The organism is Sinimarinibacterium arenosum (genome assembly GCF_005047655.1).
GTDB lineage: Bacteria > Pseudomonadota > Gammaproteobacteria > Nevskiales > Nevskiaceae > Solimonas.
The window spans coordinates 100,438-113,318 of sequence record NZ_SUKF01000009.1 but is presented as its reverse complement, the minus strand read 5'-3'; the positions used below and the strand labels follow the sequence as shown (position 1 = coordinate 113,318).

The 12,881-nt window shown below is 62.9% G+C and carries 15 protein-coding genes; 5 read left to right on the top strand and 10 right to left on the bottom strand.

Annotated features, from left to right (window positions below; translation table 11 throughout):
* The first annotated feature begins 51 nt into the window (after nt 1–51).
* Entirely contained in the window at nt 52–1,374 is a 1,323-nt protein-coding gene (locus E4T66_RS17785) for an RNA-guided endonuclease InsQ/TnpB family protein (protein WP_211243012.1), read from the top strand.
* Nucleotides 1,375–2,037: 663 nt separating this feature from the next.
* On the opposite strand, the gene E4T66_RS17780 is transcribed toward E4T66_RS17785, so the two are convergent.
* On the bottom strand, nt 2,038–2,508 hold the full coding sequence (locus tag E4T66_RS17780; RefSeq protein WP_136850772.1) for a hypothetical protein: 471 nt from the start codon (nt 2,506–2,508) through the stop codon (nt 2,038–2,040).
* A gap of 81 nt (nt 2,509–2,589) precedes the next feature.
* On the opposite strand from E4T66_RS17780, the gene E4T66_RS17775 reads away from it, so the two are divergent.
* The 4 genes from E4T66_RS17775 to E4T66_RS21625 all read left to right on the top strand — a co-directional run bounded on the left by E4T66_RS17775 (nt 2,590) and on the right by E4T66_RS21625 (nt 5,371).
* Nucleotides 2,590–3,726, top strand: a complete 1,137-nt coding sequence (locus E4T66_RS17775) for a hypothetical protein (RefSeq protein WP_136850770.1) — start codon at nt 2,590–2,592, stop codon at nt 3,724–3,726.
* Between the two features lie 2 nt (nt 3,727–3,728).
* Nucleotides 3,729–4,229, top strand: coding sequence for a hypothetical protein (locus tag E4T66_RS17770; protein WP_136850769.1), 501 nt, complete (start codon nt 3,729–3,731; stop codon nt 4,227–4,229).
* A 103-nt stretch (nt 4,230–4,332) separates the two neighbouring features.
* Nucleotides 4,333–4,773, top strand: a complete 441-nt coding sequence (locus tag E4T66_RS17765) for an endonuclease domain-containing protein (RefSeq protein ID WP_136850767.1) — start codon at nt 4,333–4,335, stop codon at nt 4,771–4,773.
* Between the two features lie 85 nt (nt 4,774–4,858).
* On the top strand, nt 4,859–5,371 hold the full coding sequence (locus tag E4T66_RS21625; protein ID WP_211243011.1) for a hypothetical protein: 513 nt from the start codon (nt 4,859–4,861) through the stop codon (nt 5,369–5,371).
* Nucleotides 5,372–5,615: 244 nt separating this feature from the next.
* On the opposite strand, the gene E4T66_RS17755 is transcribed toward E4T66_RS21625, so the two are convergent.
* The 9 genes from E4T66_RS17755 to E4T66_RS17720 all read right to left on the bottom strand — a co-directional run bounded on the left by E4T66_RS17755 (nt 5,616) and on the right by E4T66_RS17720 (nt 12,867).
* A complete protein-coding gene (locus E4T66_RS17755; protein WP_169577696.1) occupies nt 5,616–6,365 on the bottom strand; it encodes an SEL1-like repeat protein in 750 nt (249 codons plus the stop codon).
* Complete coding sequence (locus tag E4T66_RS21440; protein WP_211243010.1) at nt 6,358–7,194, bottom strand: DUF6065 family protein; 837 nt, start codon at nt 7,192–7,194, stop codon at nt 6,358–6,360. The genes E4T66_RS17755 and E4T66_RS21440 overlap by 8 nt, the downstream gene beginning before the upstream one ends.
* A gap of 67 nt (nt 7,195–7,261) precedes the next feature.
* Nucleotides 7,262–7,789 (bottom strand): hypothetical protein, encoded by a 528-nt coding sequence (locus tag E4T66_RS17750; RefSeq protein ID WP_136850761.1) that lies wholly within the window; start codon nt 7,787–7,789, stop codon nt 7,262–7,264.
* A complete protein-coding gene (locus tag E4T66_RS17745; RefSeq protein ID WP_136850759.1) occupies nt 7,789–8,136 on the bottom strand; it encodes a hypothetical protein in 348 nt (115 codons plus the stop codon). The genes E4T66_RS17750 and E4T66_RS17745 overlap by 1 nt, the downstream gene beginning before the upstream one ends.
* Before the next feature lie 139 nt (nt 8,137–8,275).
* Nucleotides 8,276–9,031 carry a hypothetical protein gene (locus tag E4T66_RS17740; protein ID WP_136850757.1) on the bottom strand — a complete coding sequence of 252 codons (756 nt, stop codon included), beginning with the start codon at nt 9,029–9,031 and terminating at the stop codon, nt 8,276–8,278.
* Nucleotides 9,028–10,092 (bottom strand): hypothetical protein, encoded by a 1,065-nt coding sequence (locus E4T66_RS17735; RefSeq protein WP_136850755.1) that lies wholly within the window; start codon nt 10,090–10,092, stop codon nt 9,028–9,030. Before E4T66_RS17735 ends, E4T66_RS17740 begins: the two co-directional genes overlap by 4 nt.
* A gap of 254 nt (nt 10,093–10,346) precedes the next feature.
* Nucleotides 10,347–10,565: a PRTRC system protein C gene (locus E4T66_RS17730; RefSeq protein ID WP_136850753.1), complete on the bottom strand. Its 219-nt coding sequence runs from the start codon at nt 10,563–10,565 to the stop codon at nt 10,347–10,349.
* A 12-nt stretch (nt 10,566–10,577) separates the two neighbouring features.
* A complete protein-coding gene (locus E4T66_RS17725; protein WP_136850751.1) occupies nt 10,578–11,066 on the bottom strand; it encodes a hypothetical protein in 489 nt (162 codons plus the stop codon).
* On the bottom strand, nt 11,056–12,867 hold the full coding sequence (locus E4T66_RS17720; protein WP_169577694.1) for a PRTRC system ParB family protein: 1,812 nt from the start codon (nt 12,865–12,867) through the stop codon (nt 11,056–11,058). The genes E4T66_RS17725 and E4T66_RS17720 overlap by 11 nt, the downstream gene beginning before the upstream one ends.
* Nucleotides 12,868–12,881: the final 14 nt, after the last annotated feature.

Sequence of the window (12,881 nt, the reverse complement as noted above, 5' to 3'; positions counted from 1 at the left end):
GGTTCCTGCCTTGTGCCATGCCCGGATGCCGCGCCACCGAAAGGGGGCGTGGTGCAACGCGCATGTCGGCAGCGGTGCTACCCGAAGCGAAGCCAGCGCCAGCTGCTGGCCCGGCACTTTGGTGCGGCCCGCTTCGTCTGGAACAGGTGCCTGCGTGCCCGTAGCGACGCTTACCACGATCCAGAACTGACCGAGATGTTCGGGCGCGGCCTGAGCATCGGCAGCATCGAGTTGTCACGCTGGCTGACCGAAGTGAAGCGCGACCCGGAGTTCAGTTGGCTGTCCGAAATCGACAGCGGTGTCATCACCCAGGTGCTGCGCGATCAGGATGCGGCGTTCCGGAACTTCTTCGCGGGGAGAGCGAAGTACCCGAAGCGACGGAAGCGCGGCGGCTCCGCCGCCGTGCGTTTCGTCTTCGATCATCGCCACGCCGGCAAGGTCAAAGCGTGGGACGCCGGAACCCTGGTGCTGCCGCTGCTGGGACCGATCAAGGTCGTCTGGTCCCGACGCCCGAGCGTGATGCCCAAGCTGGTTACGGTGTCGATCGACAGCGCCGGACGCTTTCACGTCAGCATGGCCGTCAGCGAAACACTCCCGACTGCAGCACCGGCCTCAGCCGGTGCCGTCGGCGTCGATGTCGGCGTCAAGGACCTCGCAATTCTCAGCAACGGCGAGAAGATCGAAAACCCGGCGCACCTTCGGCGGAAGACGCGCTATCTGAAACGACTGCAACGCGGCCTGAGCCGCAAGACCAAAGGCAGTGGGCGCTACCGCGCCCACCGCCGTCGGGTCGGGAGGCTGCAGGCGAAGATCGCCGACTGCCGGCGTGATGCGCAGCATCAGGCTTCACGGCGCATCGTTGATGCGGCTCAGATCATCTGCATCGAGACGCTGAACGTGAAGGGCATGGTGAAGAATCACCGGCTGGCTCGCGCGATCAGCGATGCCGGCGTTTCCGAGTTGCACCGGCAGATCATCTACAAGGCCGATTGGTCCGGCCGCAGCGTCAGCCGGATCAGCCAGTGGTTTCCCAGCAGCAAGACCTGCAGCGCCTGCGGCGCTGTGAATGATGCCTTGCAGCTGAAAGATCGCAGCTGGACCTGCAGCAGTTGCAGCACGACTCACGATCGCGACGTCAACGCCGCGAACAACATCCTGGCCGAGGGACTGCGTTGTTTCGCAGAAATCGGCGTAGGCCCAGGAGGGGCCGAACTGATGCGCGTGGAGGGTGACACCCACCGAAGGACAGCGGCGAAAGCCGTTGTGCCAACGGCATCCGCTGAAACGCGAACCGTGTCAGCCCCAGACTCGCCGTGTGAGCCAGCTCCAAATCAAGGCGTTGCGAACACATGGATCAGCGAGGCTGGGGACTAGGCATGGATTCCGACCCGGAAACTGTGATCGATGGGCGGGGCTCCTTTGCCATGGGCTGTCCGTACCCGGAAACTGTGATCGGACATCCGCGCAGAGTGAGGGGGAGGCGGACATTGTTCCACGTGGGCCATAGGCGGAGGCGAGCCACAAAGGGCGACCAATAGGGTGGCGCTATCGCGAATATGTCGGCGCTGGGCTCGCCAAACGCTTGCTGCCGAGCTCACGCATGGAGTCAGCCGCTCAGGGCATGGAAACATTTCATGTTCCGCGTGGAACATAGTAATAACGGGGGAAATGCCACAAACCATAGGCGGCGCCCATGCGAGGACGAGGAGCCAGCCTCTCCGGAGGGCTATTGGTGCCGCAAGGTGTTGTTTTTATTGGCTGGGCATTCTGCACAGGTGGCGAAATCGCTATCGCGTGAGTCCAGCAGGCAGCGCTGCGAGCTGTTCCGTGCTCAAGCCGCTGTCCTCCGCGCGCACCCAGATAGTCGGCTGGTCGAACTGCTCGCACAGGAAAGCGAACGTCGGGTCCTGCCCGAGGAGTTCCGCGAGGTCTGGGTTGTTCCGTTTCATCCAGTCCCAGGCGTGTCGCTTGTACTCAGGCGGCAGGCGACTGAGGCAAACCTCGCGCGCAGCAGGGGAGCGGGGCGGCATGGGGCGGCTACTCGAGCCGGTAGCAGACAGATTTAATCCGCGACGCGACGCACAGGCGAGGGTAGTCGCTACCGGCTGGGTTCGACCACTCCCGAAAGACTGCGGAGTCGCCCGGCGCCGCCGATACCGCCCCAGAGACCTGGTATGTGCCGTCAGTCGTTCTGACGGTCGAGCTGACATCGAATGCTGTGTGATGAACTTCGACGGACTCGACAGTGCCAGCCGAGCGCTCCGCCAGGACCGGCGCTGGAGCCCGCATTGAGTCCGGTTTGATGAACGACCACACAATAAGCAGGCCGGCGACAAGAAGCGCCCACCCCAGGAAGCGCCAATTGCCCGACAGATAGGCTGCAACCTCGTCGTCGGACATCTCGCCGACGGGTTTACGCGGCCGAAACATCGGCCAGGCCTCCAGCAGTAGAGCGGTGCGGCGATCCCGGGCTTGCCGTTGTGCACTCACCGTGTTCGGTGCATTCATTGATGACCTCTGTCGCGTGGGATACGGGACCTTCACCCTACATAGACGCCGCATGCTCCCGCCAGATCACTCACGCACCCGATGGCCATCCCGCACGTCTATGGGGCTATGGACAAAATCCCAGGCGACATCCTTCAGGCAGCGCTATCCCGGCGCCAACTACTCACGGCCGGACTGGCCGCGTCCGCTCTGACCGCGCTCCCGGGCGAATATGCCGAGGCCAAAGGCGGCTCTGCGCTGCAGCAGCTGATTACGGCTGGCTACGTGGGGACCGATCTGCTGGGCACCCCCAACGGCTGCATGGAGTGGGGGATCATCGGAGTCTTCGTGGTCTATGGCGAAGTGTTCTTCATCATCACGGACTATCTGCCCACCGGGCTGATTGAGGTCCACAAACATGTCGGCGGCTCGATCTTCTATGGCGGGGGAGAGCCGCAGATCGGCACCATTAACCAGGGCATCGCCGGTGCGCGCACCGAGGGCGGGTACGAAGTCCGGGTCTGGGAGATCCTCGATCGTCTGCGGGAACTGATGTTCGAGGGGTACTACAACTGCCTCTGCAAGGCACAAAAGACAGGCGGGGGAGGGGCGCCCCCTGGGGTGCTGCTTTCGCAAATTAAGACGATCAACGAGGGGAATGAGGCCTGCGATGCAGCTGGGAATTTCCTTGAAGGCCTCGTGGACCAGGTAATCGACCAGGTCCTGGGGCAGCTGAATACCTATGTGAAGCTCAGCTATGACTCCGGGATCGACACCGTGAACTGGCGCACCGGCTGTCGCGACATCGTGCCGGCATTCGAGCAGGGCGCGAAGATTGTCCAGCAGTGCGTTCTCGGAGTGCGGCCAGGGCAGGGGGGCGGGGGCGGGCAAATCTTCAGGGATCCGGTCTGCGTCGGAACCTGGGGTCCCCTGTTGCCGCGTCAGATGCGCGCCGATGGCGCGTCGCCCCCGGTGGTGGCGGCACACGTCGGATATCGGGCGATCCATATCGCCTCCCGGGTGACAAAGCGCTTCCCCTACTTGGTAACGCTCAACTGCAAGTACGAGCCGATCTACCCGATTCTCAAGCCTTTCAACTGTTTCTTCCCCGGCTGCAGCGTGCATGAAGTGGACGTGAAGGTAACCAATTCAAAGGAAGGCAAATTCGGGTTCCTCTGGTGGTCGCCACAAGTCTGCGTGAAGTCGGAATCCGAGCTGCAGGGCTGTTTTGGAATGTGATCATGGACCCCAATGAGCAATTGAAAAGATTGGCCCAGGCAACCCTGGCCCGAACCCAGCAGGCACAGGCAAGCGGGTCACGCGATCCGGTGCCGCCTCTGTACATGGTGCCGACGGGCGAGCAATTACGGACCCTAACCAACGCGGAGCGCCTGGCTCCAAAAATGCCAGGGCCGGGCAGGGTAGGGCTATGGGTCTGGTTCTACGCCGGCGACCCGGAAGGCGAGGATTTCCTGACTGAAGTGCTGGCGATCTCGGAGCACTACAGGGCGATCCTGGACATCACCTATTACTGCGTGATCGTGCCCCGGAGGATCCCAAAGACAGTCAGCTTTGAAAGCGTCATCAATCGCAAGATCGTGGCGCTGCCGGATATCGGCGGCAACATCGCCACCAAGTACGCCGGCGGCCAAGTCCCCGCAATCGTCCTGGTTGTGGGCGAGGATCGACGCCTGGTTACGTTGCGCCAACTCAAGGACTACCTCGCGCGGAACACCGACTGAGCGCATCGCGCCCAGGCGTGCGGGGCGTGCGGGGCGCAGTACGGTAAGGCCAACATGTCGGTGGAGTAGGGCAACCGTGGCAAGAAAGGCGAGGGGACTCCGAATGTCGGAAGCCGAGGCGCTTGCCCGGGGCATCCTGAAGCAGCCGCTTCATGTCCTGCAAGCCAAGCAATCCGGCTCAGCGAAGGCGCGCCGTTCGGGGAAGGGGTCTCCAGCGCAGACGCGCCTGTGGCAGGTCCTTCAGGGGTTGTATGGGGATGCCGTCGCCTGGGAATACACCCAAGCGGTTCCTGGTCGGAAGTTTCGGATCGACATCGCGTTCCCAGCGCAGCGGCTGGCGATCGAAATTGACGGATGGCAGTACCACGCGAAAACTCTCGAGGGGTTCAAGGAGCACACACGCCGCCAGAACCTGCTGGTGAGCAATGGCTGGCGATTGCTTCGCTATCTGCCTTCAGACGTGAACGAACGCCTGGACGAAATCTGTGAAGAGATCTCCGGAAGTTTGCGCCCGATGGCGCGATTAGCGGGCGGCAGCGCCTGACGAAGTAGCACCCTCGAGGTCCCATCTGGCGCTACTGTGAAAGGGCCGCAATTGCGTGAGGCCCCAGGTGACATTAACTCAGAACATGATCATCGCCGCCGCGTCAGCTGGATTCTTTTCCATGCTGTCGACGCTTGGCGTGGATTTGAAGGTCATGATCGAGTCGACGCTGAACATGGGGCCAACGCCGACGTCGGTATCAGCGCGGGCGCTGCGAAGCACGAAGCCACCGCCAGGGTTCGATGGCATAGACTCAAACCGCAACGGCGTTCGCGATGACGTTGACGCTGTGATTGCGTCACTGCCGGATAGTCCCATGCAGAAAAAGGCGCTGCAGGATGTCGCCACCGCCATGACCAACGCGATGGCGTTGATTGACTGGGACCAAAGCGAAGATGCGGTGAAGGCAGCGGCCCTGGACCTCAACACGGCGCGGCGCTGCCTGCGGTCGATGTACACGGCCGACGAACGCGCAGAGCGCGCGGAACAGATCCGGTCCGCGGTGGCCAACGATCAGAAGCGCATGTGGCGACTGGTGCGCTTTGACGCCCTGGCCCAGGACTATCCAAACGCGACGAGCAAGACCTGCGGCGGCTGATCGGGACACCAGGGCGCAGCAAGCACACGTCGCAGTACCCAATCGGCAAAGTCTGACGCAGCTCATCTGCGTCCTGAATAGCGGCTTGCCTAAAATGCGCAAAACACTGCACAATAAAAACTTTATACAATAGAAAGTAACATAATCTAGTTTATGAACAATCCGTAACATACTGATTAAAAAGGGGATTCTGAGTTCACGACAAATTCAAGACCGGCATCGAAATTGCGTATACGCAACGCACTTAGTGCATCCGCGCCGTCGACATCGACACCAGCGGCTCGAAAATAAACCCGTGAATTTGCGAGTCCGAGATCAGAACCGGAATCCACTGGTCGATGGGCGGGCCAGTTCTCACCACGGTGTCACCGCGAACAACCCGAGCCACCACGGCGCTCGATGTGGAGGGCTTGGAACGCACATTCCCTTTGGGGACGACGACGGTGAGCGTCGGCATTGCGGCCCTCAGTTCAGCAAGCGTCGCCGCTGACACCTGATTGCCTGTGGCTGCGGACTTTTTGCACCAGTCCATCGCTTTGGCGGGCTCTTTGTCTCCGCCTTCGCCGGACGCATACATCTGGCAGAGGTTCGCCTGTGCCGACGCGTTGCCTTGCTCGGCCGCCAGCGCATACCAACGCCGCGCTTCCGCGTCGTCTCGGGGAATCCCAATTCCTTCGTCACGCATGACCCCAAGGCTGTACTGGGCGAGCGCGTAGCGCTGCTCCGCTGAACGCAGAAACCAAGCCACTGCGAGGAGTTCGTTCTTCTCGACACCCTGGCCGCGTGCCATGAGAGTTCCAACGCTGAACTGGGCGCGGGCATCCCCCGAATCGGCCATCGGCAGCCAGATTTGATACGCCTTGGCGTAGTCGCCCTGGCGGAACGCTGCGACGCCGTCGGCATAGCCGTCGCCGGCGTACGCGGGCATGAGGAAGGCCAACAGAAACGCCGCGCAAAGGCAGCGAAGCGGTGCAAAGTTCCGGGGCTCAATCATTGGGGTCCTCCGTGGATTCGTTGCGGCGATCAACAAATTCGCCGTGCAGGAATCGCGTTTGATGTGTCGGCCACTGTTCGCCCGAGACGAAGTGCTCCCCGCGCATGTAGTGGCGCATCCATCCTCGTTTGAGCGCCTCAGGGTCTCGCCCAGCGAGCTTTGCGAGGAACTCACCGCGGGCGACTTCCCAGCCCTCGTACTCGGTGCGCGCATCCGCCGGCATCTGCTCCTTACGCATGAGCGCCCCGTCGAAGGCATCAATGAAGAACTGGGGGTACGGCAGAATGCGGGCAATGGGCTCTCCGCGACGAAAGAACACTTCCCCCGGTGCGGCGAAGCGCCAATTCATGGTGGCGGTCATGTGGCTGGCGTCGGTTTCGATGAACCCTTCGAGCGGGCCGATGACGGCCTTGGGATTGTTTGTCGGCCCGGTCATCAGGAGCCCAATGCCAGGCGGGGTACGGAACAGCCAGCCCGGGTTGAACGTCAGTACCCCCGCGCCAAAGTGCGACCCCACCAGGCCCGACGTGCGTCCGTAGAAGCGTACGGTAAGGTCTTCCTTTGCGGGTCCTCCGGTCCAGCTTGCTGCCAGGTCCACTGGGCACAGGATCTCCCAGCCAAGCTGGGAGCCCAGGACCAGCGGCAGGCACCGATTTGCGAAGCGATCGGGGGTCGCCTCCATCCACGCCCGCTCGCGCGCCGCGCGCCGGAGCTGCATGGGGTCCTGGTTTACCTGATAGGCCACCAGCTGCAGCGTTCCCTGAATCGCGCGTGCGCTCAACGGGACGGGCTGGGTTGACGCATCATCATTCACAGAGTCTTCCGACATCGGGGGTTTCTATGGTGAGGTGAGTACCCCACTAGACGCGCCCCTTGCCCGCCCCGCACGACCGGGCTCAGTCCAGTGACCGCCGCGTCTTTCTGAACCTCTGGCTGTGCCGCCGGAGCAGCGCAGCATCCTCGACCACCACCGCCGGCATCCACTCCGACAATCGAAACGCGTGGGCCCCGAGCCGATGATGGCCATCCAGCAAGGTGGTGCCGTGCCGGTCACGGATGAGTAGCGCGGGCCTGTCGAGCCCCTGCTGCATTCCCGCAAGGGCAGCTGCATGACGCCAATCCCACAGTGCCGCTCTCCACACGAAAGCGTTGCGAGCAAAACGCTCGCGGAACTGCAGTAACGTCTCTCCGGGCTCGATGCCCAGCAAGCTCTGCGCCGATGAAGGGACGTGAATGGCGCCGAAGCCAACCGGCGTTTCGCTGGTGACCAACTCATGCGCCAGGGCGCGCACATCGACCCACAGCTTGCGGCGTGGTTCCAGCAGCACGTGCTTCCATCCGCACAGTACCGCGCGCTGCAGGGACTCAGGGAGATCGCCATGCCGCAGCGGGCGCGAGGCGTCGACGCGCAGCACCAGGTCCATCAGGAGTCGGCGCGCCCCTGCGCGCACAGCAACAGGTGGCGACGTGCGGACGCCACGTCGAACAGGGAGCCATAGGCCTGGCCGGAATCATCCACATGCAGAGCGGCCAACGCAGGATCACACGACATACGCGTCGCCGTCCCCACCACACCAACGACAACGTCCGCGGGCGCTGCAGTGAATCCGTACGCCAGAGTCGCGATGGCGACCACAATTGATGCGGCAAGCCAGTGGAGCGCCGTGTGATGCCGGTACGTCAGCAACCATCCTGCCGATCCGACCGCCAACGCAAATGACAGCGTGAACAACTGCCACAGCGTGGGATAGAGATAGGCAATGAGCTGCACGCTGCGGTCGTGTCTTCGTGGTTTGAAGTGAGTGGGGCACCCGGAGGTGCCCCACTGCAAAGTCGTCGGCGGTTTTCATCGGGGGATGTGCCTTCGACAGGTATGTAGACGCAACGAAATACCAGAACCCATCAATCTGTCACCCGCCCGTTGCGCTGTCGCTGTAGGTCGCTGACACCCATTGGCTCAGGCGCATGTTCATCGCAACCATCTCCGAAGCTGAAGCGCCTTCCTGGGCTCGGGCCTTGCGCCGCCAAAACCCATGATGCGCCGTAGTGCTGATCGCCTTGCCCTTCCCCGATAGGCGCAGCGTGTGCGGATGATTGACGTGCGAAAACTTGGTGTCGAACAGCGCGCTTTCCGCCTGCGCGCGCCCGGCAATTCCGCCCATAACGGAGAGCCCGGCGGGAAGGCATACCTGCCCGCGCGTGCCGACGTTCATCAACGGGGCGTGGAATACCGGCACATCGTCCCCCCGCTGAATCGCGTGAGGCACGGCCGCGACCCACACACGTCCTGGCGCCGTCGCCACAACCAGGTGTGGCCACTGAACCTTGTAGGCCTTCGCGCCCTTCTGAGTGGTGATCCACATGGGGCGAACTGCCGAAGGAACCACCCACGCGGCAAAACTTCCGGCAAGCGCCACAACGTCCGCCGCAAGGAACGGGCTCCCGTGCGCGCCCCCATCGCCATGATGCAGAAGCTGAAGCATCTCGGTCACCGCGCTCGCATCAATCAGATGCCCCGCGCCCAGCGCTTTCTGCCCGCCAATGGTGTCGAACGCGTGCCGTAGAACAAACGGTCGGGAGACGCCTTCCGTTTGCGTTGCGCCAATCACCAGGGCGCAGTGTAGAACCGTCCCTTCAGTCTGAGTGCTGGTGGACACGCCGATCATGTGAAGTCCTCATTCGGAAAGAGATGAAGCTGGGCCGCGCAAGCAGACACCCGCTCAAGAGCTTGCAATACCTGTATCGCAGACTCGGTGTCCCCGCGAAGCACGCGGGAGGGAGCGTCGCCAGCCTCGCCGATCATGTTCCACTCAAGGTTGCATGCCTCAAGGATTGCAGGATCGGTCACCAGCACCGACCCGACTTCGAGCGCGACATCACCACCAGATGACAGCTCCATCACCGACAGGCTCAAAGGCGGCTGGGCCAGAAGGGCGATCGCTTGCTCAAGCCAGCGCCCGATCGACATCCGGCGAATGGTGCGAGGAAGTCTCTCCAGGCACCGCTGGTACTCCGAAGGCTGCACGATTGAGTTGCGCAGCCGTTGCATGTGCGTCCGGTGAAGGAACATTGCGTTGGCGACTTGAGTCGGGGTCTCCATGTTGTAGAAGGGGTCCTCCTCGAAGTCGTATTCATCGGAGCGATCTTCCCCGCCCTCCAGGTGAGCCTCAAAGGCCTCGACCGACCACCGTCGCCGCTTCAGCCAGTCGCGAGCGCACCCCAGGTACCACGAGGACTCCACAAAGGCGGAAAAGTCCGGAACAAAGCAGTTCGCCCCAAGATCGCACGCCACCGAATACACCAACCCGCGAAGCATGCGGCTGCGAGGAAAACGCGGACTGAATACCGGGATTACTGCCGCGTAGGCACACCACTCATGGCAAAGCTCGAGGCCATCTGTCGTGAACTCCAGGTGCATCCAGGCGCTTCCGGCCGGAACCTCCGGGCGCCGCAAGCGTTCTGCGAGCCGCGCCTTTCCCGACGACAGAACGTCGCGCAAGGCTGCAACCACCTGACAGGAGTGCCAGGCGCTCGCAATCTCCGCATCGGTCACAAGGCCGGCGGCGTGCAGCCACGCGGTTGACGTGGCCAGATGGGCCCGCGAACTCGCGGCCATGCCTGCGAGCGTAATGTCCGAGCTGAGGAGTCGCGCGGCGGCCTCAGTCGAGTCCAGGAATGCCGGAGACAAGCGAGGGGGCAACCAATATGTGCTGTGCGGTGTGTCCATGCCGCCACCCTACTGACCCACCGCGCCCCCGCATCACACCATTGGGATCTGGTGTGGCGGGGCAGTCGAGGCCAGCGGAGTCGAGGGCACGCGAATTGACTTGACGCCCCGATGTAACGCCAGCTGCGCGCCCTCCTTCTCGGACAGTCGCGATTCGTTGGGTGGCTTGCGGTACCGCATCCCCTGCGCCATCCGGTTGAGTGCGGCTATGGCGCGCTCTTCCGCCCGCCGCGTGCGTGCGTTCGACATCGGGGCTACCCCTTGGTTTTTGCCGGCGGCGCGACAAACCGATAGACCAACTCCAACCCATCCGCGCTCGGCTCCGGCCCTTCGATGCTGGTGAAGGCCAGGTGGGGGAAATTCGGGGCGAGCAACTCATCGCGCACAACCTCGGGGGTTGCCGCAGGATCGGGATCGGGGAGACGGACGCTGGACATCATGAATACCCGCGTCGGGCGAACGAAAGTTCCCATTGATTTATGTCCTCACTCAAACAAATCGGGGATCTTCGGTCCCGGTGTGGTTTCCGATGCGGGACCGGGATCGGGCTGCGCCGCTGCTGCGGCTTGCTCCGGAACGGTACCGGGCTTGCCGGCCCTCTCCTTGGCCGGCGTCGCGGACTTACTCTTTGCAGCAGCCGTGTTTTCTGCAGCACGCCCAGCGTCCTTGATGGAGCGCAACAGATTGTCGAGGCCGCTGTGCGCTTCCTCGCGCACAGCGCCGAACTGACTCAGCAGAGAGCGGAACTGAGCGTCCGGGTCCGCCGCGTCGAGGGTCGCTACCAACGGCAATGCCAGGGCCGCACGAACGGCCTGCAGCGCGGGGCCATCCGCTTGCTCGATTCCGTTCACTACCCCGCGAACGGAATCGGACATCACCGGCACGACGGCAACACGAAGGCCCGCAGGCGTCTGAACGATGGAAAACTTCAAGCTGTCGCCGGGGCGCAGCAGTTTGGCCAGCTCATTGAGCATCAGAAGATTCCTCGGTGGTTGTCGATGAGGCCACCTGACCAGGTAGCGACACGCCCCGCAATGCCGTCTCGCAGGCCGCATAGACCGAGGCGGGGACGAACGACGTGAAGTCGTGGGAGGACTTGAGCACGGCCTGGATCAGATCGGTACGACGCATGCCAAGCAACTTTCGGTACGACTTCTCGCGCTCTTCGGGGGTGCCGCCTTCACACGACTCGACAAAGCCTGCTTCCTGAAGCAGCCCTTGAATGCCAGCACTGGTGAGCGTTTCCAGATACGCCTGATCGAGCACGAATCGACCATCGAGCGAGATGCCGCGCAACTGCAGGATTGCCGCGCTGTCGCGAACGCGAAGGCGCGTCGGTTCATCGTCCGGCGTGAAGCGTTCCGGCCCATCTGTTTTCGCGTCGAACAACAGTCGCAGCAGGGCCGTCTTGTTGTTTTCAAGCTCTGCAACGGAGCGCGTCAGGAACGGGGTTAGTCCGAACTCGCCCATTTTCGGGAGTCCGAATGCCTCGCGGTCGAGCTTGACGGCACGAGCAAGCGCGTAAACCTCCGAGGCGAGGCGCAGCTGCGGATCAGCCAGAACGGTATCGCACGCCACCGAACGGATGAGTGCCAGGTCCGCCTGCAGGTTCTTCTTGGGAGCTGCAGCGACGCTGGTCTTGGCCTTGGTGTTCTTCTGCTTCGCGGGTTGCGCTTTGGCCTGCGGCTGGGCCGCCGCCTTTGGCGAGCTGTCCTGCGATCCCGACGCTTCAACGGGCGACGCAAGCGACGCTGCGAATGAGGCAACCTTTTCACGGTTGCATTCGACGTTGAAGCACACATCGTCAGCAACCCGGCCCGCCTTGCCTGGCACCGTCGCAATGAGCGCCCCATTGAACGCGCAGCTCTTGCACGCATCGAACTGGCTGGGGCCTACGGCACCGTGCCCGGAGCACACCAGGCGAACGTAGCTGTCAGGGTCTTTCTCGCGGTCAAACCAGACGACGTTGAACTCGGTGGCCTTCTCGGCTTTGAGCCCTTCAAGGTGGACCTCGACCTTGCTGTCCCAGCAGCTCTTGCCGGAGCATCGGCCCTCGCCCACATGCTGTTCGAAGAGGCTGGCCTGCGTGCTGCTGTTGTGAGGACAGCCCGCACACTGACGGGTGTCGAAGGGCGCCGCCGCCAACTCCTGCGTAAAGCTCGCCAACTGGCGCTTGAGTTCGGCCACGCTGATGTTGTAGGTCAGCACGCGCTCAAGCACCGTGCCCTGCAACTCGTCCGGAAGGGTCGACAGCAGTTCGGCGTGCCCAAGGAGAATGGCGCCGCGCATTAGTGCATCCAGCACCACCTCACTGGCATTGAGCAGCAGCAAGCGAGCGCGGAAAGTAGACCGCGACCAGCCGAGTGAGCGCGCCGCCTGATCCTCATCGCCGTCGTGCAGGTCGAGCGCTTGCCGAGCCGTCTTGGCCTCTTCCGCCGGAGTGATGTCAACGCGTTTGGCGTTCTCGGCTACGGCCGCCGCCATCGCCTCGCGATCAGTCAGCTCCCGAATCAGAGCCGGGATATTGAGCAGGCCCAACTGTTTGGCGCACTGAAAGCGGCGCTCGCCGGCTACGATCCAGTGGCCGCCATCCGGACGCGGGCGCACCAGGATCGGCTGCACGACCCCCTGCGCCTGAATCGACGCCTTCAGCTCGTCCAGTTTTGCGGGATCAAAGTACCGGCGAGGGTTGTGGCCCTCCTTGACGCTGATTTCCGAAATCGCGAGATCAGCGAGGATGCCGGGGCCCGGCGGCTCAGTGGCAGGTAGCAGCATGTGACTCTCCAGTG

Bases quoted from the DNA above. Each gene is read 5' to 3' on its own strand.
- E4T66_RS17725 (WP_136850751.1), bottom strand. From the start codon at position 11,066: ATGCTCAATGAGCTGGCCAAACTGCTGCGCCCCGGCGACAGCTTGAAG.
- E4T66_RS17765 (WP_136850767.1), top strand. From the start codon at position 4,333: ATGTCGGAAGCCGAGGCGCTTGCCCGGGGCATCCTGAAGCAGCCGCTT.
- E4T66_RS17780 (WP_136850772.1), bottom strand. From the start codon at position 2,508: ATGAATGCACCGAACACGGTGAGTGCACAACGGCAAGCCCGGGATCGC.
- E4T66_RS17740 (WP_136850757.1), bottom strand. From the start codon at position 9,031: ATGATCGGCGTGTCCACCAGCACTCAGACTGAAGGGACGGTTCTACAC.
- E4T66_RS21625 (WP_211243011.1), top strand. From the start codon at position 4,859: ATGATCATCGCCGCCGCGTCAGCTGGATTCTTTTCCATGCTGTCGACG.
- E4T66_RS17735 (WP_136850755.1), bottom strand. From the start codon at position 10,092: ATGGACACACCGCACAGCACATATTGGTTGCCCCCTCGCTTGTCTCCG.
- E4T66_RS17775 (WP_136850770.1), top strand. From the start codon at position 2,590: ATGGCCATCCCGCACGTCTATGGGGCTATGGACAAAATCCCAGGCGAC.
- E4T66_RS17730 (WP_136850753.1), bottom strand. From the start codon at position 10,565: ATGGGAACTTTCGTTCGCCCGACGCGGGTATTCATGATGTCCAGCGTC.
- E4T66_RS17755 (WP_169577696.1), bottom strand. From the start codon at position 6,365: ATGATTGAGCCCCGGAACTTTGCACCGCTTCGCTGCCTTTGCGCGGCG.
- E4T66_RS17750 (WP_136850761.1), bottom strand. From the start codon at position 7,789: ATGGACCTGGTGCTGCGCGTCGACGCCTCGCGCCCGCTGCGGCATGGC.
- E4T66_RS17770 (WP_136850769.1), top strand. From the start codon at position 3,729: ATGGACCCCAATGAGCAATTGAAAAGATTGGCCCAGGCAACCCTGGCC.
- E4T66_RS21440 (WP_211243010.1), bottom strand. From the start codon at position 7,194: ATGTCGGAAGACTCTGTGAATGATGATGCGTCAACCCAGCCCGTCCCG.
- E4T66_RS17720 (WP_169577694.1), bottom strand. From the start codon at position 12,867: ATGCTGCTACCTGCCACTGAGCCGCCGGGCCCCGGCATCCTCGCTGAT.